Source organism: Neptuniibacter sp. QD72_48, assembly GCF_047778065.1.
Lineage (GTDB): Bacteria > Pseudomonadota > Gammaproteobacteria > Pseudomonadales > Balneatricaceae > Neptuniibacter.
The window spans coordinates 3,050,145-3,071,904 of the sequence record NZ_CP180547.1; the positions used below are offsets into that span (position 1 = coordinate 3,050,145).

Here is a 21,760-nt window from a genome sequence, read left to right on the forward strand (position 1 = left end):
CTCCTACTGGCCACGCATAAATAATTTATCAAGATCAGCCATGGTCATCTGACTCCAAGTTGGTCGACCATGGTTACACTGACCACTGCGCTCGGTTTGCTCCATATCCCTTAACAAGGCATTCATCTCTGGCAAAGTTAATTGGCGATTTGCTCTAACCGCCCCATGACACGCCATGGTCCCCAACAATTCATTGATATGTTGCTCTATACGCTTACTTTCGCCATATACCAACATATCTGAAAGCACATCACGGATCAGTTGCTCGATATTGCCTTTAGCCAAAGAAACCGGTACTTGGCGAACAACAATCGTTTCTTCGCCCATGCGCGCTAACTCAAAGCCTAAGCGCTTAAACGTATTTGCCTGCTCATCAGCACAATCCGCTTCCCGCTGACTTACTGCAAGACTCATAGGTACCAAGAGCGGTTGAGAGCGTACAACATCCTGTTCAAAAGACTGTTTCATGCGTTCATAGACGATACGTTCATGGGCCGCATGCATATCTACCACTATTAAGCCTTGGTCATTTTGAGCAAGAATGTACACCCCATGTAACTGAGCGATCGCGTATCCCATTGGTGGGCATTGCTCATGCTCTACCTCAGATTCAGCAGACACACCAGTATCGACTGTTGTTGCAGGCTGAGGGTGAAGCGCGGCATAGCCACTGATCTGCTCTTGAATCTGAGGACCAGAGGGCGTTGAAGTTGGCTGATAAGCAGGTGCAGAGTAACCATTGCCACCGGAACTATTAACTCCAGATCTAAACGCCATGCGATTTTGTTCGAAATTCTGTTGTACTGGCTGTTGTTGAGTCTGTAACTCAGCAACTGCAGGCGCGGAGCCTTCCGGTATTTGATCTTGCGGGCGCATATCCGCAATCAGACGGTGCAAAGTCCGGAATAAGAAATCATGAACTAAACGACTCTCGCGGAAGCGTACCTCATGCTTAGTCGGATGCACGTTAACATCAACCAATGCTGAATCAAGCTCAAGATACAGCACATAAGCTGGATGGCGACCGTGATAAAGGACATCTGCATAAGCCTGTCTTACAGCGTGCGTAACAACTTTATCTCGAATCATTCGACCATTTACAAAGAAGTACTGCAGATCAGCCTGACTACGAGAAAAAGTAGGCAATCCAACCCAACCCCATAAACGCAGACCCGATGCTTCGGCAACCACATCTGCTTTTAAAGCGTTATCAATAAACGCTGAACCACAGATACTGGCAACACGACGTTCCTGTTCTAATTCACTATCCGCCTGTCGAAGCTGATGGATAACCTTGCCGTTATGGCGCAACTGAAAGGCAACATCGAAGCGGCTTAATGCAAGGCGCTTTACCACCTCATCAAGATGACGAAATTCAGTTTTTTCCGTTTTTAGAAATTTCCGACGCGCTGGGGTATTAAAAAACAGATCTTTCACTTCAACCGTTGTGCCTTGTGGATGGGCAGCCGGCTCAAGTTGAGCCTCCATATCCCGCCCTTCCGTTTGCACCTGCCAAGCGTTATTTTGCTCAGCCTGTCTAGAGGTCAAGGTTAAACGTGATACCGAACTTATACTGGCTAGCGCCTCACCACGAAACCCCAGACTACCAACTGCCTCTAGATCTTCTAGCACTTTGATTTTTGAAGTGGCATGTCGACTAAGCGCGAGAGAAAGATCATCTTTTTCAATGCCAAAGCCATTATCACGGATACGCATGAGCTTCACGCCGCCCTGCTCAACATCGACGTCAATTTTATCTGCTCCGGCATCCAAACTATTTTCAAGAATCTCTTTGATAACAGAAGCTGGGCGCTCAACTACTTCACCCGCCGCAATTTGGTTGGCCAAACGCGGCGATAAAAGCTGTATACGTGACATTAATCTACCTTTGGATTTAGCTGAGGCTAGCTGGTTGGAATACGTAAAACCTGACCGATCTTAATTCGATCATTTTTCAAGTTGTTCTCTTTGCGCAATGAGGATAGAGATACACCGTTGCGAGAAGCAATCACCGATAGCGTATCACCACGAACAACTTTATATGTACGATTATCTTTTTCTCTACGCTGCGCGATATACGTTAGCGCAGGCGGCTTACGCTCAAAGTGTTGTGTAATCCCTTTAAAGACAGCACCCGCCATCTTCTTCTGATAGCTTTTGGTCTTTAACTTCGCTGCTTCACCAGGATTGGAGATAAAGCCTGTTTCAACCAGAATCGATGGGATATCAGGTGATTTCAAGACAACAAACCCCGCCTGCTCTACATGGGGTTTATGCATTTTAGCGAAGCGCTTTATATTGCCATGAATCTGTTTGGCGATAGAGCGGCTGTCCTCACGACTCGCGGTCATCGACATATCGAGCAACACGCTCGCCAACACATTATCTTTATCATCTAAGCTAACGCTACCTACACCACCAATGAGGTCGGTACTATTTTCTTTACGCGCCAACCAACGACCCATTTCGCTACTTGCACCACGGGACGATAGAACCCAGACTGAAGCGCCTCGAGCACGTGCATCTTTGAAGGCATCCGCGTGTATAGAGACAAAGAGATCGGCATTATGCTTGCGGGCAGCTTTCGTTCGACCGCGTAAACTTACATAGTAATCACTCGTACGTGTTAGCTTGCCTTTATAACCAGGGGTGGCGTCTAAACGTCGTTTTAGCTCTTTAGCAATCGCAAGTACAACATCTTTCTCTCGAACTCCACCAGGCCCAATTGCCCCTGGATCATCACCGCCATGACCAGCGTCGATAGCGATCACAATATCGCGACCCGCTACTGCTTTGGGTTTGGACGTTTTCTTAACTGTTTTAAGCGAAGACTTTTCGTAAAGATCTAAGACGAGTCGGTGACCGTATTTTTGATTGGGCTTTAATTCAAAGCTCTTGGGACGAACCGCCCTTTTGAGATCCAATACTAAACGGAGGGTTTGACCGTTTTTACCAGAACGAATCTTTTTGACCGGACTTTTATCTAAACCAAGCTTATCCAGCCCAGCTTTTAAGGATGCCTTTTCAATATCAAGCACGATTCGGTCAGGCTTATCGAGGGTAAATACTTTGTGAGATGCAGGACCGCTCATATCAAATACGAGACGAGCATGATCCGGCGCTAACCAGATACGCACATTTTGAACATCCGCAGCATGAGTGATCGCGCTACAGATAAAAATCAAACAACCTAATAATCCAGCAAAAGCATGCCGGAAACCGCTCATTCGCATAGTGCTTAAGCTTAACCCCTTCTTACTTCTCTTCAGTCGCTTGCAATAATTTATCGGCCATCTGCTGGCCTAAATCAGACTGTGGTGTCCAAGTTAATTGTCGTCCGCGACCATCAAGCTCAATCTGCAATAACAAATCAGCCTCAGGCAGAATACCTTGCCCTCTTTCTGGCCATTCAACTAAACATAATGCCTTATCTTCAAAATAATCACGAATACCAAGAAATTCCAATTCCTCAGGGTCCGACAACCGATACAAATCAAAGTGATAAATCTGCTGTTCGCCCACTTCATAAGGCTCCACCAGCGTATAGGTTGGACTCTTAACCGAACCTTGATGGCCACAACCACGAAGAATACCGCGACTTAGGGTTGTTTTACCCATACCTAAGTCACCTAACAGGAAAATAACACCCCTACCCGCTGCTGCATTCGCAATTTTATGGCCGAATGCGATCATCGCCTCTTCATCGGATAGTTTTACTTGATACTGATTACTCATACTTACTATTTATTACTCTTGGAATTGCATCAAACAGATCTGATGCGATTAAACCTATTTCGCCCTGTTGCTTCACAACGTAGTCAGCGGCTTTAGCATGAATAAACACCGCCAAACGAGCGGCATTCTCAGGTGATAAACCTTGAGTTAGGAGAGCGCCACAAATACCCGACAAGACATCTCCCATCCCAGCAACCGCCATTCCTGGATTACCGGCGTCACAAAGATAAACTACTTCACCAGCACTGACCAACGAACCAGCACCTTTTAAAACAACGCTACCACCACAAATTTGCTGCAAACGCTCAACCGATGCGAAACGATCAGCTTCTAACTCAGTTACAGACTTATCCATGATTCTGGAAGCTTCACCCGGATGAGGGGTGCAGATCCAATTTTTCCGATTCAGGGAGGCAAATAACGAATTTTCAACAATTAAATTCAGCGCATCAGCATCCAAAACCAAAGGTTTCTCGGTTGCTAGCGCAGCACGTAACATCTGATCGGACCACGCATTTTGCCCAAGACCCGGCCCTATGACAATCACATCCGCACGATCCAATAAAGGTAATAAGTGCCCCGTTGAATCAACAGGGTGCACCATAACTTCAGGACAGCGCGTTAATGAAGCCGTTACATGCTCTGAACGGGTCGCCAAAGAGACTAAACCAGATCCACTTCGCATCGCTGCCTGAGAAGCTAAAAGGGCCGCTCCCCCCATGCCGGAATTACCACCAATCACCAACAGATGACCAAACTTACCTTTATGGGCATTGCGCTCCCTCGCTGGTAGCAGCTCAGCTAAATCACTCTCCGTGGTTCGAAAAACATCTACCGTAACTAGGTCATAAACTTCATCGGGCACTTTTAAGTCATCAAACAGAATCTGACCACGATAGTTGACCCCTTCTGAGGTAAACAGACCACGTTTAAGGCCAATAAAGCTTAATGTGATATCTGCTCGAACAGCCACACCTAAAACAGCACCGGTATCAGCGCAAATACCTGAGGGAATATCAACTGCGAATATTGGTTTATGACTGCGATTGATCTGCCTGATCACCCCCGCAAAGGGCTCCCTGACTTCACCCGTCAGCCCCGTACCCAACAGCGCATCTACAATAAGATCGCCCCATAGTTCAGATCCTGCAGATGCCACCTCTATGTTTTCAATTATCGGCTGCAACTGCTCCCAAGCCTCTAGTGCTTCACCACTAAGCTGCGAGGAGAAATCGGCTTTACCTACGCAGACTAACTGCACCCGCAAGCCTTTATTAATGGCGAGGGCTGCTACCACAAAGCCATCGCCACCATTGTTACCTGCGCCACAAACAATACTTAATGACGCTATATGCGGAAAACGATCGAGTATTTCAGCAAACACAGCATGGCCTGCTCGCTGCATTAAGCGAATACCCGGAATACCAAACTGAGTAATTGCGGTATTATCCAACACCCGAGTTTGTTCAGCAGTGTATAATGGTGCGGGTAAGACAGCTCTGTTGATGGACATCTGCTCTGCGAACTCCTTTGAATTTCTGCCATTATAGAGGAACCTGTGCCTATTAAGGCAAGCAGATACCATGACAGATATGCCAACTGAATCCCTGAAAGCGTTAGCCCAAAAGATCAAAATTTGGGCAAAGGAACTTGGCTTTCAGCAATGTGGAATTACCGACTGCGATTTAAGCCAAGAACAAGCGCATTACGAACAATGGCTTAGCAACGGCTTCCATGGAGAGATGGCATATCTAGAGAACCATTTAGATAAACGTTTCTCTGCTAATAGTTTAGTACCCGAAGCGCAACGTATCATCTGCGTTCGCATGGATTATCTGCCACCCGACACTAAGATCACAAAGATCCTCGACGATAACAATAAAGCTTATGTATCGCGCTACACTTTAGGCCGAGATTATCACAAACTGATTAGAAAACGTTTGACCCAGCTCGGCAAAAGAATTGAGCAAGAGGTCGGCAAATCGGTCTACCGAGCGTTCGTAGATAGCGCTCCCATTTTGGAAAGGCCTCTCGCGGAAAAAGCTGGTATTGGTTGGCGTGGCAAACACACCCTAATTCTAAACCGTGAAGCTGGCTCCCTATTCTTTCTTGGCGAGCTTTTGATCGACCTGCCATTGCCAATAGATGAACCCGTTACAGAAGATCATTGTGGTAAATGCACAGCTTGCTTGGACGTATGTCCAACCAAGGCGTTTCCGCAACCGCATGTTTTGGACGCACGCCGATGCATCTCCTATCTCACCATTGAGCTAAGCGGCTCAATTCCTGAAGAGTTGCGCCCTCTGATGGGCAACAGGATCTTTGGCTGTGATGATTGCCAGTTAATTTGCCCTTGGAATCGTTTTTCGGATTTCACCCAAGAAAATGACTTCCACCCCCGACAAAGATTAGATGACATAGAGTTAGCTACTCTGTTCGCATGGTCAGAAGATGAGTTTTTGAAAAAAACCGAAGGTTCGGCAATCAGAAGAACAGGACATATTGGCTGGCTGAGAAACATTGCAGTGGCGTTGGGAAACAGCAACGGCGGCACTACAGTGATTGAAGCTTTAGAAAGTAAACGTACTCACGAATCTGATATCGTTCGAGAGCACGTTGAGTGGGCCCTAAAGCAACTAGAAAGTAGAACTACTGCAAAGATTCTTCCTATTCAGACCCACCCTCGCCGAAAGAAAATTCAATTTTAATCCAGCTTAATAAAGTGCTCGCGGTAGTATTTAAGCTCTTCAATTGAGTCTTTGATATCGTCTAGCGCCAGATGAGACCCTTTTTTCACAACGCCTTTGGCGACTTCTGGCTTCCAACGTTTCGCCAGCTCTTTTAAAGAGCTCACATCAAGATTGCGGTAATGGAAGAATGCCTCTAGCTCAGGCATATACTTATTCAAAAAGCGGCGGTCCTGACCAATGCTATTTCCACACATTGGTGATGCGCCTGCTTCCAGATACTGCTTTAAAAATTCAATTGTCTGCGCTTCCGCCTGCGCTTCAGTTACCTGGCTATCTTTAACGCGCTGAGTAAGGCCAGATTTACCATGCTGATTGGTACACCACTCATCCATACCATCCAAAAGCTCATCTGATTGATGAATTGCTAGCATTGGACCTTCAGCTAAGATGTTCAGATCAGAATCAGTGACAATGGTTGCAATCTCGATAATGACATCTGTTTTCGGCTCCAAACCGGTCATCTCTAGATCAATCCAGATCAGATTTTCCTTACTTACCACCTTATTACCTCCAAAAATGACGTTTTCACCTACCTCTGTCACTGAATAGCGGACTTAATTCGCAGGTTCTTTGACTTTCCCTTAGAATACCCTACCTTCTAACATCTTGCTTCGATATTAATGGAGACTATTAGCATTCGCGCTTTAAAACGCTGCTAACTCATTATGGCAAAACGTAAATTAACTCGCCGTCAAAGCTGGCGCATTCAAAAAATTCAAGACGAACGCGCCGCTCGCGCATCGAAAAAGGACGCTGCGATTGAACAGCAATTGGATAGCAGCGACCTTGGCCCAGAGCAACATGGTTTAATTATCTCCCATTTCGGCCGCACCGTTGATGTCGAGGCGACAGAAGGTGACAACCAGGGAGAGATCATTCGTTGTCATATGCGTACTAACTTAGGGCAACTTGTTACCGGCGATAGAGTTATCTGGCGTGAAGGCAAAGATACTGGGGTGGTTGTAGCGAAACTCGAGCGCAAAAGTGAATTACTCCGCCCTAACCCTTATGGCGATATGAAACCCGTTGCCGCCAATATTGATTTTATAGTTATCACCGTCGCAGTAGAACCAACACCCTATGCCAATTTGATTGATCGCTACTTAGTGGCAGCAGAATTAAGCGGGATAGAACCGGTTATTTTGTTAAATAAAACCGATCTATTAAATAACGACAATCGCGTCGAGATTGACGCAATGCTGCAACGTTACAGAGATATCGGTTATACCGTCCTTCTTGCCTCAAGCTCCAGCGAAGAAGGCTTAGCAGATCTGAAGAGCTATCTCGACAATCGAATCAGCGTATTCGTTGGTCAATCCGGTGTCGGTAAATCCTCTTTAATCAATGTGTTGCTGCCTGGTGTAGATTTAAAAGTAGGCTCACTCTCAACTCAAACAAAAAAAGGCCGACACACTACTACAACAGCACGATTATTCCACTTCCCAGATGGCGGTGACTTGATCGATTCTCCTGGGATTAGGGAGTTTGGTTTGTGGCATATTGAGCCTGATGATGTTATCAATGGTTTCAAAGAGTTACAGCCTTTAGCTGGGTCGTGCCGTTTTCGCGATTGTAAACATGAAAAAGAACCTGGCTGTGCACTAAAGTCGGCTGTTGAAGATGGTACTATCAGCGAATACCGTTGGAAGAGCTACAAACATATTCTTAGTTCTATTGAAGAGCAAAATAGTTAAATTTGGTCCATAGTTTCAATATTGGAATCAGGCGGAGAACAGATGTCAGAGTCCCCATACGGAGTGGAGAGTTGGGTTGAATACCTGAAAGATCGCCCATTACCTGTCAGAAACAGTGTTCTTCGTCGTCTGCAAAAACAGTTACGAGACCCCAACGTCACCCTTCAAACTCTTAACCGAATCATTAAATCAGATCCGGTTTTGTGTCTACATATGGTCAGAAAGGCATCTGAATTACATAACCAAGTCGATTCAAAAGTAACCAGCATTGACCACGCCATAAGCTCACTAGGCCTAGATAATATTGATGCGGTTTTAAAAGGAACAACAGCACTCAAACTAAACCCATCTAGCGTTGCTCAAAAGATGTACTTCCGTTACATCGCCATAAGCCATCATGCAGCAACCCAAGCCTCAAATTGGCTCGAAATACGTCGTGCTCCTTTCATTGAAGAAACACACTTAGCAGCACTCTTTTACGGTGTAGGTCATTGGATGCTTTGGCAACATGCAGCTCTACATATGAGTGCGATCCAAGTTAAACTCAGAGAAGAACGAACTGATGTTGTTCTCGCAGAAACAGATGTACTTGGTTGCACCATACAAGAGATATCGCATGGTTTAATCGAGCACTGGGGAATCTCTGAACTAGCTTCAATCAGCCTTGAACATGAAACATCCCCAAATAAAAAGACCTTAGCTCAATTGCATCAAAGAGCATTGGGTGACCCTCGACTAAGCGATGAAGATCTCCGCGAGATAAATCATCTGGTACAAGAAAAGTTCTTTCCTGTAAAACTTGCAAACTGGATCGCCTTAACCGCCAACCTAGGTTGGCAACAAACCAAGACCATGAAGATAATTGATATTGTTAACGATTATCTAAAAGGCGAAATTGCAGATACGATCAACATGCTGCATAAAAACTGCGCCCGCGCATCCACTATGTACCATGTAGCAGGCACTCTAGCACCCGCTGCCGAAATGATCATGCTTCCCTCAGATAAACAAATTAATTACCGTTTATCTGATAGAGAAAGCCAAATACTGGCGGCAAGCCAGCCTGAAGTAACCAAGCCACAAATTGTGATTCCGGCACCAACACCGGAACCTGAAGAGGCCACTGAGCCTGAAATAAGCCTGCCTGTTAAACCCGATTTTCAAGATCAAAACATCTACGATCAAATCGCCGAAAGATTCCTAAAAGGTTACGACCTTTATACGCAACCCAAGCATATCCTTCAGGGACTAATTCAAGGCACGAACCGTGGATTAGGTTTTGAGCGAGTGTGTATGTTTTTAGTCAACCCAAAGACAAACAGCATGAAGACCGCTTTTGCCGTTGGGTTTGAAGACACTCACCCGATGTCGAAGTTTCAATATGATTTGGAAATACCTAGCTTATTTAAAAAACTGAGAGAGAAACCTGGGTGCATTTGGGTGAAGCCTGAAAACATCGACAAAATGAATCCAATGCTGCCGGAGGTCTATCGTAGTTGGGGTAATCCAAATGGGTTCTTACTGATGTCGTTATTCTTTGGAAAAAAACCTATTGCGATTATCCATGTAGATTATGGTAGTCAGGGGCCTGAAATCAGTGATTTCCACCACGAGCGATTCCGCTACCTCTGTTCAGCAGCAACTCTTAGCCTGAAAAAAATGCTTAAGTAAGACTGGTATCTCAACACGCTTGAAATAAGTCGTAATAGTCCCAATATTGTCTTTGACCAGCCCTTTCTTTTGGAGTGACTGAATGAATTTACCTTTAAGTGTTGAGGTGCAAACTTTACACCAGCATCTCGACGATCCACAGGTACTGGTAATTGACCTATCCAGTGAAGAAAACTATCTAGCTGGGCATATTCCAGGTGCCATTCACCTAGCATCAAGCCGTCTGCTAAATGGTGAGAAGCCAGTTCCTAATACGATTCCAACCAAAGAAAAATTAGCGGCTCTCTACAATGAGTTAGGTATCACAGCTGATACATGGGTTGTTGCGTACGATGATCAAAAAGGGCCTTGGGCTGGCCGCTTCATGTGGACACTAAACATATTAGGCCACCAAAACTGCTCCGTTTTAAATGGCCAATTCGACGCTTGGAAACAAGCAGGCTTGGCAATTGAACAACAAAAGAACCAAGCTTCACCAAGTAATCACGAGATCAACTATGATGACTCCCTGCTTGCTGATGCGGATTTTATTCTTTCACACTTGGATGATGCTAACTTCACCATCTGGGATGCACGCAGTGCAGCAGAATACAGCGGCGAAAAGGTCATCAATGCTCAAAAAGGCGGCCATATTCCCGGTGCTAAACATTTCGAATGGACTGACTGCTTGATCAGTGATTCCGATCTTCGCCTAAAACCCAAAGAGGAATTGTTATCCTTACTAGCAGATGCAGGGATTAATCCTGAAAACACGATTATTACCCACTGCCAAACTCACCGCCGCTCAGGTCTAACTTACTGGGTTGCTAAACGCCTCGGATTTGAAGACATTCGCTGCTACGACGGCTCGTGGTTCGAATGGGGTAATCTTCCAAACACTCCTGTGGAGAAATAATGAAAAGCTTTACTGACCGTCTGTTTATTTTATTTCAACATATCGTGCCTCAGCATTTGTTATCACGCTTGGTAGGCAAGATTGCAGACTGCCAAACTCCTTGGGTAAAAAACACATTTATCAAATGGTTCGCCAAGAAGTATCAGATCAACATGACGGAAGCTCGTGAAGAGATTCCAACCAACTACCCTAGTTTCAATGCTTTCTTTACCCGTGAATTAAAAGACGGCGCGCGCACGATCGATACAGATTCAACACATATTGTGAGTCCAGCAGATGGCGCAATTAGCCAATTAGGGAAAATTGAGCATGGTCGTATCTTTCAAGCAAAAGGCCGTGGTTATGGTTTAGCAACGCTATTAGGTGGCGATCAAGAAAGAGCAAAAGATTTTATTGATGGTGAGTTTGCGACTATCTATCTCTCCCCTAGGGATTATCATCGAGTTCACATGCCTGTTAAGGGTACGCTAACTCATACCACTTATGTTCCTGGCGATCTGTTTTCAGTAAACCAGACAACAGCAGAAGGCGTTGATCAATTATTTGCCCGCAATGAGCGCTTAGTTGCCTACTTCGACACAGAATACGGCCCTATGGCGATGGTGTTAGTCGGCGCAATGATTGTGGCTGGCATTGAGACAGTTTGGTCAGGACAAGAAGCGCCTGCACTAAAACGCCCCGTTCACACAAGTTTCAGCCCAACCTCTCCTGAACCAATTACTTTAGAGAAAGGCGAAGAGATGGGGCGCTTTAAACTCGGTTCAACTGTTGTATTACTATTTGGCAAAGACCAGATCTCTTGGGCAGAAGAGCTCGCTGCAGAAAGCCCTGTTGAACTTGGCAAAATGATAGCGAAGAAAATCGACGCTTAAACATCCTCTTTTGTATTTGTGCACCTAGCTTCCTCACTTCAACTGACCAAGGTGCACCACAAAGGTTAGTCAGAAGGATCGATCTCATTCTGAATAACCATAAACTTTGTCTGCTGTCCTCAGTTTGTATTTAGCATACACTAGGAGTGTAGAGTCACAGTCTAGGTATTAATGTACGATGAGCAATCTGATTGAATTATTAAAAGATAAAGATATTCAACTCAATACTGACAACACAGCTGTACTCAGTACAACCCCCAAAACAACCCAAATCATCCCACTGCTACATCAACGCGTTCTATCTATAGCAGGTCCGGATACAGAAAAATTCCTTCAAGGTCAACTGACCTGCGATGTTTCAGAAGTATTCGTGCGAGGCAGCGCTCTCGGGGCTCACTGCAATATCAAAGGCCATATGCTGAGCCTATTCCGTATGCTAAAACAAGGCGAAGATCACGTTTGGTTGCGCATGAGCCACGATATTTTTGAAAGTGCCAGCAATAACTTGAAAAAGTATATGATCTTTTCCAAAGCAGAAGCGGAAGATATTAGCACCCAAGTAAGTGGCATTGGCCTAACTGGTCCTGGCGCACAAGCACTTATTGAGCAGCTATTTGAACAGTCTCCAACCGAAGACGATAGCATCATCAGCCTAAGTAACGGTGTTGTTGTTCGTGTACCTGGCAACCGCTACGAAATTTGGATGGAAAATAGCGGTCTAGTAGAACTAATTCAAAATCTGCCAGACGAAGTAGGCATTGGTTCAACCGATACCTGGATACTCAGCGAAATAGACGCTGCAATCCCTGACCTTCGCGCAGAAACACAGGAAGCCTTCATTCCTCAAATGACTAACTTCCAAGCATTGGGCGGCGTTAGCTTCCGCAAGGGCTGCTATACAGGACAAGAGATCATTACCCGTCTACAACATCGCGGACAACTCAAAAAGCCGATGTACATTGCTGAAATCACAGCTAATCAGCAACCAAAACCAGGCCAGGAAGTGAGCAGCCCAGACAAGCCAAAAGCAGGCCAAGTAGTGATTGCTGCACCTTGTGGCGAAAACCGTTACCGCGTACTGGCCGTATTAGTTAAAACCCTAGCCGAAAAAGGCGATCTACAAATTGGAGCTGCAAAGCTAGAGCTAGCTTCACTTCCTTACGAGCTAGACCCCAAACTATTTGAGCCAAAATAAAACTGAACAAATAGAGCACAACTGTTGACCCAGAAAGCAATAAACGAGACACTCCCTTACAACTTTCGTAAAAGGCCTAGGGAGAGGCTCAAGGATGACAACTTCGGCACCAACCAGCCCGAGAGTACCATTATTGCTTACTGGTGCAACAGCCACCCTGTGCCTACTCCTTCTCTTATATATTCACCTTAGCGCTCAAAGCACTCTTCAAAAATACATCCCGTGGCTTGATGCCTCAATGGAGATCAAACTTGAGGTGACGCAAGCTCACCTATGGTTTGAAGAGATATCTGCAGGCGATTCTACTGTATCGATAGGAACGGTATACACCCATCTAGATCAAGCAATATGGTACGCAAACGCGATTTTAGATGGAGGAACCCTCAATCAAAATATCTACCAACCCCTAGAGTACAAAGAGCTTCGACAGCAAGCTAATCGGCTTGTTTATAGACTAGAGAAACTCCGTAAGTCTATAGATCAAAGATATTTCAACCTCGAAGCTGCACATGCTGGAACAGAGGAAGAACAACGCCAAGATAAGATTTTCATAGAGATTATTCAGAAAGCGAATGCTCTAGAAAGCTCTCTCACAATGCGCATTAGTTATGAAGATACGGCTCAAAACTCCTTGCTTGCTCTACTACTCTTAGCCATTGTAACCATGACCTTAATATCTGGCTATTCAGTTCACCGCTTTACTGATAGCCGAACTCGTTATATGCAAAAGCTAGCTTTAGCTAACACCCAGATATCCGAGCAAAATAGACGCCTACAAGAGCTCGCCCATACTGATCAGCTAACCGGCCTACCCAATCGAAAAATGCTTGAAGCCATTACAAAACAAGCAATCAGTCGAGCGCAAAGAAAACAAAGCGCTCTATCCCTGACTTTTATCGATCTGGATTTTTTCAAACCTATTAATGATGAGTATGGTCATAACGTTGGGGACAAAGTTCTCACTAGCTTCACTACGGCTATTAACCAAATCCTTCGTGAAGATGATATTTTGGCCCGCCTTGCCGGCGACGAGTTTATTTTACTGATTCAAGCCGACAGCATTTTTGATGCACAGGAAGCTTTGGACCATATAATGGCACGTATCCATAAACGTCTGGATCATCCAATTATCGACACTCCAGCAGCACTACATATACGCTGTAGCGCAGGGACTGCGTTTGCACCGAAAGATGCAACCGATTTTGAAGGTCTATTACACTGCGCTGATATCGCCATGTATGAAAGTAAAAAGCGCGGGCGGGGTCAGCATCGCTACTTTACCCCTAGTCCGGTTACCCAGTCCGAACTACCACTTCTTCATGATGCTAGAGAGCCGGAAGCTGCCAATCGATAGGCACTTTACCCTGCTGCTGTAGATACTGATTGGTTTTACTGAAATGCTGACAGCCCAAGAATCCACGGTGAGCAGACAAAGGTGATGGATGAGGTGCTTTTAAGACAAGGTGCTTTGCCTGATCAATACAAGCTCCTTTTTTCTGCGCGTAACTTCCCCAAAGAAGAAATACAACATTATTACAATGTTGATTTACCGCTTGGATGACTTGATCGGTAAACACCTCCCAGCCTTTACCTTGATGAGCACCTGCACTGCTCTCCTCCACTGTTAGCACGCTATTGAGTAGCAAAACCCCTTGCTGAGCCCATGATTCCAAATAACCATGATCAGGTCGAGGAAGCCCTAAATCACTCTCTAGCTCTTTATAGATATTCACAAGAGAGGGCGGTACTTTGACCCCAGGCATCACCGAGAAGCACAGTCCATGAGCTTGACCAGGTTGATGGTAAGGATCCTGCCCCAAAATCACGACTTTAATATCATCCAACGGCGTCGTTTCTAAAGCATGAAACCAATTATCCGAATGAGGGTAGATAATTTTATGCTGGGACATTTGCTCTTCTAGAAACTCATTCAGAGCTAACATATAAGGCTGCTTAAACTGTTCAGCCAAAACAGCTTGCCAGCTTGGAGCATTCTCTAAAGCCATACGTATTTCAACCACCGCAATTTTTAACGTCGCTAGAACTTAACTCAACGGGCTCTGTAATGACCCTACGATGCCAGATGGAATAGTACCGTAACTTCCCAGGAGCGTGAGAAACGATGCCGGAGATGATAATTGCTAGAAAATAGATATAAGCATTTGGCTGCTCAAACCACCAAAAAACGGTGGATAAAAGCAGCAGCTTAATGCCGATAGCCGTACCTCTGAGCTGTATCAACCAAATACCATCACCATACACTTCCATAGCAGCCATCAGAAAACCACTAACAAGTGTCATAAGCAGATAAGGATACCAACTACTCTCTGGCTGCTGAAAAAGATAGGCGCCAGCCAAACCCGCAATACCAACGAGATGAATCGTTCGCAAACTTATACCCAACCAGCGCTTAGCCGGTATAGAGCGTTTTTCTGTTGGGAATAACCAATTCATCGCCACAGTATCTCTTCCTTTTTTACCTAACGATATAGAACAACCATAGGTTTAGCTATATACAAAAAAGCCCTCAAACGAGGGCTTTTAGTATGAAAACAGTTCTGATTTTAACCGCGCGGACGCATCGCAGGGAATAGGATCACGTCACGAATAGATGGAGAGTCAGTAAACAGCATCACCAAACGGTCGATACCAATACCTTCACCAGCCGTTGGTGGTAGGCCGTACTCCAACGCGTTGATGTAGTCACCATCGTAGTGCATCGCTTCATCATCACCCGCATCTTTTTCAGCTACTTGGGCACGGAAACGCTCAGCCTGGTCTTCAGAATCATTCAACTCCGAGAAGCCATTAGCAAGCTCACGACCACCTACGAAGAACTCGAAACGATCAGTAATGAACGGATTTGCATCGTTACGACGCGCAAGCGGAGACACTTCTGCTGGGTATTCAGTGATAAATGTCGGCTGATCCAAACGGTGCTCTACAGTCTTTTCGAAGATCTCAATCTGAACCTTACCTAGGCCCCAGCTATCTTTAACATCGATATCCATGCGCTCAGCAATCTGACGTGCTGCAGTTTCATCTGCCAATGCTTCAGCAGTGATGTCATCGTTGTAGTGCAGAATAGAGTCGAACACGCTGATACGACGGAATGGTTTTTCCAGATCGTATTCAAATGTTTCCAGCACTTCACCTTCATCGTTACGTACTGTATTGATGATTGTTGTTGTGCCCAAAACATCCTGCGCAACAGTACGCAACATATCTTCTGTTAGATCCATCAGATCATTGTAATCCGCATACGCCTGATAGAATTCAATCATTGTGAATTCTGGGTTATGACGCGTAGAAAGACCTTCGTTACGGAAGTTACGGTTGATCTCGAATACACGCTCAAAACCACCGACAACCAAACGTTTCAGATATAACTCAGGCGCAATACGCAGATACATATCACGATCTAGCGCGTTGTGATGCGTGATAAACGGACGTGCTGTCGCACCACCTGGAATCACCTGCAACATAGGCGTTTCAGCTTCGATAAAGCGACGCTCAGTCAAGTAATCACGGATACCAGAAACGATCTTAGAACGCGTTTCAAATACCTTACGAGAATCTTCGTTAGTGATCAGATCAACATAACGCTGACGGTAACGGATCTCAGTGTCCTGCAGACCTTTGTGCTTATCAGGCAACGGACGCAAGTTTTTCGTTAGCAACTGGTATTCGCCCATATCTACATATAGGTCGCCTTTACCAGACTTGTGCAGCTCACCTGTGATACCTACGATATCACCAAGGTCCAAGCTTTTAGCAAACTTACGCGCTTCTTTGTTTACGTAAAACTGGATACGACCTGTCATATCCTGAATAACACCAAAAGCACCACGATTTAGCATTACACGACCTGCAATGCTCACCTTGATGCCTGCTTCAGCCAATTCTTCCTTCGATTTATCGCCGTACTGAGCCTGAAGGTCTTCAGCATAGCTATCGCGACGGAAGTTATTTGGGAATGCATTACCTTCATCACGTAGCGCGTTTAGCTTTTCACGGCGCTCCGCAATCAGGCGGTTTTCATCTTGCTTCTGAGTATTATCAGACATCGGTGTGGTAAACCTTTAAGTTAATAAATTCTTTACAGGCCAGCTTTAAGGCTAGCTTCGATAAATAGATCCAGATCGCCGTCCAGTACTTTGTCACAGTTCGAGCTCTGAACGTTTGTACGCAGATCTTTAATACGCTGATCATCCAACACATAAGAACGAATCTGACTGCCCCAGCCAATATCCGCTTTATTATCTTCTTGCTCCTGCGCCGCTTCTGAACGCTTAAGCATCTCAACTTCATATAGCTTAGCGCGAAGCTGTTTCATACAGGTGTCTTTGTTCTGGTGTTGAGAACGCTGCGCTTGGCTTTGTACTACAATCCCGGAAGGTTCGTGCGTAATACGTACCGCAGATTCCGTACGGTTGACGTGCTGACCACCAGCACCCGATGCACGGTAAACATCGACTCGTAGGTCTGCTGGGTTGATCTCAATCTCAACGTTGTCATCAATCTCTGGAGATACAAATACAGAAGAGAAAGATGTATGACGACGACCGCCGGAATCGAATGGTGATTTACGTACTAGGCGGTGAACACCGGTTTCGGTGCGCAACCAACCAAAAGCGTATTCGCCTTGGAAACTAATCGTCGCAGACTTGATACCTGCAACATCGCCCGCAGAACATTCCAATAGCTCAGTTTTGAAGCCTTTATCTTCGCCCCAACGCAGGTACATACGCAGCATCATTTCAGCCCAATCTTGAGCCTCAGTACCGCCAGAACCTGCTTGGATATCTAGGAAGGCGTTGTTTGGATCAGCTTCACCAGAGAACATACGACGGAATTCAAGCGTCTGCAGTTTATCAAGCATGCTATTCACATCACTTTCGACTTCTGCGACTGTATCTTCGTCATCTTCTTCAACAGCCATATCTAACAGGTCACGTGTATCTTCAACACCTGCTGTCAGTTCGTCGATTGTGTTTACCACAGCCTCAAGCGTAGAACGCTCTTTACCCAATTGCTGCGCATTTTCTGGATTATCCCAAACTGCAGGGTCTTCCAGTTCACGAGTGACCTCTTCCAGGCGTTCTTTTTTGCCTTCGTAATCAAGAAAGCCACGAAGCGCTTCAGTACGCACTGTAATATCTTTGAGGTTGTTAAGAATCGGGTTAATTTCCATGGTATAGAATCTATAGCCGGCAGTTTAAAAAAGGGCGGTATTTTACCGAAAATCAGCGCATAACACTACTTGTTTAGGCTGAATAGTTAGCACAGATTTGATAACAGCGGTAAGACTAGAACTCGAACTCTTTGCTAATTTGCTGGCACCAAGTGGCAACACGCTCTTCAGTTTCTGAACGCTGGCAATCTTCATCAATCGCAAGGCCGACAAACTTCTGATGATCAGGCGTTAGTGCTTTAGAGGCTTCAAAGTTATAGCCTTCTACGGGCCAATACCCAACCATCTGGGCACCTTTACTCTGCAACCTTTCGTGTAAAAGCCCCATCGCATCTAAAAACCACTCGCTGTAACCAATCTGGTCACCCAAGCCAAACAGAGCACAGCTTTTACCTGCAACCGCTACGGCATCCAACTGTTCCCATAGGTCTGCCCAATCCTCCTGCAGCTCACCAAAGTCCCAAGTAGAGATTCCAAGGATAAGATGTTCATATTCAGACACCCTCTCAATACCGTCAGCAGCAATATCGATACGATGGACTTTATCTTGACCAAGGTGTTCTGTAATTAGCTCTGCTACGCTTTCAGTATTCCCCGTAGTGGAGCCGTAAAACAAACCGATTGAAGCACTCATTTTTCTTTCCAGATAAAACAAAAAAAGCAGCCCTAGGCTGCTTTTTAGGTGGTTTAAAATTACTTATTAAAAGCGTCGAATGTATGCTGAGCTACATCTTCAATTTCTGTGCGAGCATCTTGTAACGCTTTCATATTCTGTTCGCTTGCCGCTTTGAGTGTGTCTTCCAATTCTTTCGCATAGCTACGTTGTAGCTCCATCAAATCACTTGGTGACTGACACTTTTGCATCTCTTTTGTCTGCTGAATAGTCGCTTCAATACAAGACTTTGTGCATTCCATCTGCTGGCGAGTAAGCTCTTCAAGCATCTTGGTTTGAATATTGACCAACTCTTTGAACGGACCCATCGAATCCGAGATCTTTTTATTCATATCTTGAAACATAAACACCTTCCCTATCTCGCCAGAGAAACAACCGTACGCACACAATACCCAGAACAGAACGTAGGACTTCTGTTATATCTATCCTTATAATAAAGCACTGTAAAGATATAATGGCAAAACTTATATCTCCCATCATACCAAAGATAAATAAAAAGGATGCTGAATTATGCGCCTTTTACACACCATGTTGCGTGTTACTGATTTACAGCAATCTATTGAGTTTTATACACAGCTAATGGGTATGAAACTGTTACGCAGTAAAGACTATCCTGACGGCCGCTTTACCTTAGCTTTTTTAGGCTATGGCGATGAATCTGAGCACACCGCACTTGAGCTCACCCATAACTGGGATACTGATCAATACGAACTCGGTAATGCGTTTGGTCACTTAGCCATTGAAGTTGAAGATGTATACACCGCGTGCGATGCAATAACAGCCAAAGGCGGTGAAGTGGTTCGCCCTGCCGGACCGATGAAACACGGTTCAACAATCTTAGCCTTTGTAAAAGATCCTGACGGTTATATGATCGAACTTTTAGGGACGAAGAGAACAGACTAAAGCAAACCTAGGTATCTAGGCCTGCTTTAAAGAAAGGAATGATGGATGTGCTTTAACCTGCATCCATCATAAATTGATCAATATCAGACAGCTCCGATCCAGCTTTTTTAGATTCAGGTTTCGACTGCTGAACAGGTGCTTGTATAAAACGGTTCTCTGCAGGGGCTGGATCAGGGAATCCGTCATTATACTGTTGATAAAAACGGTTATTACCACGTTGCAACTCTTGGCTCTCTGAAGGTGAATTTAGAATTCTAGGAGTAATCAATAAGACCATCTCTGTCTCTTCATCGCTTTCGATCGTCGACTTAAAGATATTCCCCACAACAGGCACTTCACCAAGTAACGGGACCTTGCGTTCATTTCTAGTTCTAGTAGTACGAATTAAGCCACCTACAGCCACTGTGAGCCCATTCTTAGCTGCAACGATACCTTTTAGGCGAGAGGTATTAACTGTATCAATCGCTAAATTCACAACATTACCATTACCATCAGGTACAGGAATTGTGCCACCCCCAGGATTCAGGGTGGAGCTTTCTTGTTGTAGTTCCAGTAGCACCGTACCATCTGAATTAATACGTGGGGTAATTTTTAAAGAGATACCGATCTCCTCTAACTCAGTATCTGTTTCTATATAAGAAGGAGATACAACTACCCCATTATCAATCTGAGCAGGATTAAAGGTAAACCCACGTGTCAGTACACTTTCTTCACCAATAAATAGATCCGCTTCTCGGTGATTAGAAGCTAATACCATCGGATTTGATAACACTTTTAAGCGCTTATTTTCATCAAGAAATTCAATATTTGCTTTAAGCTTATCGTTAAGGAATTCATAGATAAAACTGCCGCTATTAAGCAAAGCATTATTACCCAATTTGAGAGGAACTGTAGATTGATTCCCACCTTGAGGCGCTAACTCAAAGTTAAAGATAGAGTTAAAGTCATCACCTAAAGTTATGCTCAAAATTTTCATCTCTAGCATTACTTGAGGTACTGGAATATCCATCTTATCCACCAACTGTTTGATGGAATTAATAATCTTGCTGTCATCAGTACGCACAATAATCATATTATGCTCATTGTTCACTGTGACATAGATTGGCTGCGCTTTAAGGGTTACGGCCTGCATAGCAGCCGGATCTATCGATAAAGCATTAGTGTTTCCTTGCAGCAATTGCTCAAGCTGCCCAAGAGACAGTTTCTTAGCTTCTTCAGTAGCTGCAGATGTTTGAAGGTTACTGTTCTTAGAAGATGATCTTGAACTACCTGAAAACTTAGTTTTACCAGGCTCTTCGCCTAAAGAAAGCTCTACACGATCACCATAAAGATCTTCAATTGCCTGAGCGACTATACGGACATTGGCATTAAGTAATCGGAATACTTCGATACGCTGACTTTCACGAACAACCAAGTCCTTTGCATACTCTTCCCGAGTCATAATCCGGTAAGTATTTGTATCTTGATCATAGCGATACCATAGATCACTGATACGACTTATCGACTTAATAGCATCAATATCTGACACATTTTTTAGATGTATGGTCACCCGTTTATTGATAGCACCAGGGGTCGCAATAATATTACTCTGCGATAACTCAGATAGCGTGCGAATAACATCTCTCAACTGCGTATCCGCAAACTCCAATTCTGAGATCACAGCGGCTGAAGCAACCAACGGATTTAGTAAAGCCAGTATTAGGGCAATTCTTCCAAAACCTTTCATCGTAATACCTTCATCTGCCCTAAAGTGCCTGTTTCTACAGTAATACTTAAACGGGATATTTTTGTAATTCTGATTGCTTGGCGCGGGTTAGCGGGATCTACATTAATCTCATCGCCCTCTTTAACTAAGTGCACCCGATTACCAGCAATCTGCAATAAAGCCATTGGACTGGAATCACCTCGATCTATATAGCCCTTGAAGAGCAATTTAGGAACTTTTACCTCACCTGGTGTCCTACGGAAGCCTTGTCCGAAGCTATTAACCAGCCCGCCCAGAATTCCATTTTTATCATTCCGCTGCGATGTTTGAGGTTCGCTAAATGGATCACGCATAATAATTACGCCAGAACCTGCGCCGACATTAACATGAGTAGCTTTAACCGTTTCCGCTACAACAGCCGTCGGGTTCGCCATAATTAAAAACATCAGTAATATTATTTTTTTCATCATCAA

The 21,760-nt window shown here is 44.8% G+C and carries 21 protein-coding genes; 8 read left to right on the forward strand and 13 right to left on the reverse strand.

The window, feature by feature from the left end; genetic code table 11:
• Positions 1 to 3: 3 nt before the first annotated feature.
• The 4 genes from mutL to ACMXYX_RS13880 are packed head-to-tail and all read right to left on the reverse strand — an operon-like array spanning position 4 to position 5,248.
• Complete coding sequence (gene mutL / locus ACMXYX_RS13865) at positions 4 to 1,878, reverse strand: DNA mismatch repair endonuclease MutL (protein ID WP_415906112.1); 1,875 nt, start codon at positions 1,876 to 1,878, stop codon at positions 4 to 6.
• A 26-nt stretch (positions 1,879 to 1,904) separates the two neighbouring features.
• A complete protein-coding gene (locus ACMXYX_RS13870; RefSeq protein ID WP_415906113.1) occupies positions 1,905 to 3,233 on the reverse strand; it encodes an N-acetylmuramoyl-L-alanine amidase in 1,329 nt (442 codons plus the stop codon).
• 22 nt (positions 3,234 to 3,255) lie between these two features.
• Positions 3,256 to 3,735, reverse strand: a complete 480-nt coding sequence (gene tsaE / locus ACMXYX_RS13875) for a tRNA (adenosine(37)-N6)-threonylcarbamoyltransferase complex ATPase subunit type 1 TsaE (protein ID WP_415882234.1) — start codon at positions 3,733 to 3,735, stop codon at positions 3,256 to 3,258.
• Positions 3,728 to 5,248, reverse strand: a complete 1,521-nt coding sequence (locus tag ACMXYX_RS13880; RefSeq protein ID WP_415882235.1) for an NAD(P)H-hydrate dehydratase — start codon at positions 5,246 to 5,248, stop codon at positions 3,728 to 3,730. Before ACMXYX_RS13880 ends, tsaE begins: the two co-directional genes overlap by 8 nt.
• A 70-nt stretch (positions 5,249 to 5,318) precedes the next feature.
• Here ACMXYX_RS13880 and queG point away from each other — a divergent pair, with 70 nt between their 5' ends.
• Positions 5,319 to 6,443 carry a tRNA epoxyqueuosine(34) reductase QueG gene (gene queG, locus ACMXYX_RS13885; protein WP_415896875.1) on the forward strand — a complete coding sequence of 375 codons (1,125 nt, stop codon included), beginning with the start codon at positions 5,319 to 5,321 and terminating at the stop codon, positions 6,441 to 6,443.
• Here the strand turns inward: queG and orn are convergent.
• Positions 6,440 to 6,946: an oligoribonuclease gene (gene orn / locus ACMXYX_RS13890; protein ID WP_415884678.1), complete on the reverse strand. Its 507-nt coding sequence runs from the start codon at positions 6,944 to 6,946 to the stop codon at positions 6,440 to 6,442. The genes queG and orn overlap by 4 nt on opposite strands.
• Before the next feature lie 204 nt (positions 6,947 to 7,150).
• Between orn and rsgA the strand changes: the two genes are divergently transcribed.
• The 6 genes from rsgA to ACMXYX_RS13920 all read left to right on the forward strand — a co-directional run bounded on the left by rsgA (position 7,151) and on the right by ACMXYX_RS13920 (position 14,166).
• Positions 7,151 to 8,179, forward strand: a complete 1,029-nt coding sequence (rsgA, locus tag ACMXYX_RS13895; protein WP_415882237.1) for a small ribosomal subunit biogenesis GTPase RsgA — start codon at positions 7,151 to 7,153, stop codon at positions 8,177 to 8,179.
• Between the two features lie 42 nt (positions 8,180 to 8,221).
• Positions 8,222 to 9,850 carry an HDOD domain-containing protein gene (locus ACMXYX_RS13900; protein ID WP_415906114.1) on the forward strand — a complete coding sequence of 543 codons (1,629 nt, stop codon included), beginning with the start codon at positions 8,222 to 8,224 and terminating at the stop codon, positions 9,848 to 9,850.
• An 82-nt stretch (positions 9,851 to 9,932) separates the two neighbouring features.
• On the forward strand, positions 9,933 to 10,745 hold the full coding sequence (locus ACMXYX_RS13905; RefSeq protein WP_415906115.1) for a sulfurtransferase: 813 nt from the start codon (positions 9,933 to 9,935) through the stop codon (positions 10,743 to 10,745).
• On the forward strand, positions 10,745 to 11,617 hold the full coding sequence (gene asd / locus ACMXYX_RS13910; protein WP_415882240.1) for an archaetidylserine decarboxylase: 873 nt from the start codon (positions 10,745 to 10,747) through the stop codon (positions 11,615 to 11,617). Before ACMXYX_RS13905 ends, asd begins: the two co-directional genes overlap by 1 nt.
• Positions 11,618 to 11,795: 178 nt before the next feature.
• Positions 11,796 to 12,812: a YgfZ/GcvT domain-containing protein gene (locus ACMXYX_RS13915; RefSeq protein WP_415882241.1), complete on the forward strand. Its 1,017-nt coding sequence runs from the start codon at positions 11,796 to 11,798 to the stop codon at positions 12,810 to 12,812.
• Between the two features lie 94 nt (positions 12,813 to 12,906).
• On the forward strand, positions 12,907 to 14,166 hold the full coding sequence (locus ACMXYX_RS13920) for a GGDEF domain-containing protein (RefSeq protein ID WP_415906116.1): 1,260 nt from the start codon (positions 12,907 to 12,909) through the stop codon (positions 14,164 to 14,166).
• Here the strand turns inward: ACMXYX_RS13920 and ung are convergent.
• From ung to ACMXYX_RS13950, 6 genes are all read right to left on the reverse strand, one after another.
• Positions 14,138 to 14,818 carry a uracil-DNA glycosylase gene (ung, locus tag ACMXYX_RS13925; protein ID WP_415906117.1) on the reverse strand — a complete coding sequence of 227 codons (681 nt, stop codon included), beginning with the start codon at positions 14,816 to 14,818 and terminating at the stop codon, positions 14,138 to 14,140. The two genes, ACMXYX_RS13920 and ung, sit on opposite strands and share 29 nt — an antisense overlap.
• Before the next feature lie 7 nt (positions 14,819 to 14,825).
• Complete coding sequence (locus tag ACMXYX_RS13930) at positions 14,826 to 15,266, reverse strand: hypothetical protein (RefSeq protein WP_415884679.1); 441 nt, start codon at positions 15,264 to 15,266, stop codon at positions 14,826 to 14,828.
• A gap of 110 nt (positions 15,267 to 15,376) precedes the next feature.
• Entirely contained in the window at positions 15,377 to 16,879 is a 1,503-nt protein-coding gene (gene lysS / locus ACMXYX_RS13935; RefSeq protein WP_415906118.1) for a lysine--tRNA ligase, read from the reverse strand.
• A 32-nt stretch (positions 16,880 to 16,911) separates the two neighbouring features.
• Positions 16,912 to 18,006: a peptide chain release factor 2 gene (prfB, locus tag ACMXYX_RS13940; protein WP_415882246.1), complete on the reverse strand. Its 1,095-nt coding sequence runs from the start codon at positions 18,004 to 18,006 to the stop codon at positions 16,912 to 16,914.
• 115 nt (positions 18,007 to 18,121) lie between these two features.
• Entirely contained in the window at positions 18,122 to 18,640 is a 519-nt protein-coding gene (gene fldB / locus ACMXYX_RS13945; RefSeq protein WP_415906119.1) for a flavodoxin FldB, read from the reverse strand.
• A gap of 59 nt (positions 18,641 to 18,699) precedes the next feature.
• On the reverse strand, positions 18,700 to 19,023 hold the full coding sequence (locus ACMXYX_RS13950) for a phasin family protein (RefSeq protein WP_415882248.1): 324 nt from the start codon (positions 19,021 to 19,023) through the stop codon (positions 18,700 to 18,702).
• Between the two features lie 166 nt (positions 19,024 to 19,189).
• Between ACMXYX_RS13950 and gloA the strand changes: the two genes are divergently transcribed.
• Positions 19,190 to 19,582: a lactoylglutathione lyase gene (gloA, locus tag ACMXYX_RS13955; RefSeq protein WP_415882249.1), complete on the forward strand. Its 393-nt coding sequence runs from the start codon at positions 19,190 to 19,192 to the stop codon at positions 19,580 to 19,582.
• A gap of 52 nt (positions 19,583 to 19,634) precedes the next feature.
• Here the strand turns inward: gloA and ACMXYX_RS13960 are convergent, their stop codons facing one another.
• Both ACMXYX_RS13960 and ACMXYX_RS13965 read right to left on the reverse strand, forming a co-directional pair.
• The gene (locus tag ACMXYX_RS13960; protein ID WP_415906120.1) at positions 19,635 to 21,308 is read right to left on the reverse strand and encodes a type II secretion system protein GspD; all 1,674 of its coding nucleotides are present in this window, start codon (positions 21,306 to 21,308) and stop codon (positions 19,635 to 19,637) included.
• Positions 21,305 to 21,757 (reverse strand): hypothetical protein, encoded by a 453-nt coding sequence (locus ACMXYX_RS13965; protein WP_415906121.1) that lies wholly within the window; start codon positions 21,755 to 21,757, stop codon positions 21,305 to 21,307. The genes ACMXYX_RS13960 and ACMXYX_RS13965 overlap by 4 nt, the downstream gene beginning before the upstream one ends.
• Between the last annotated feature and the right edge of the window lie 3 nt (positions 21,758 to 21,760).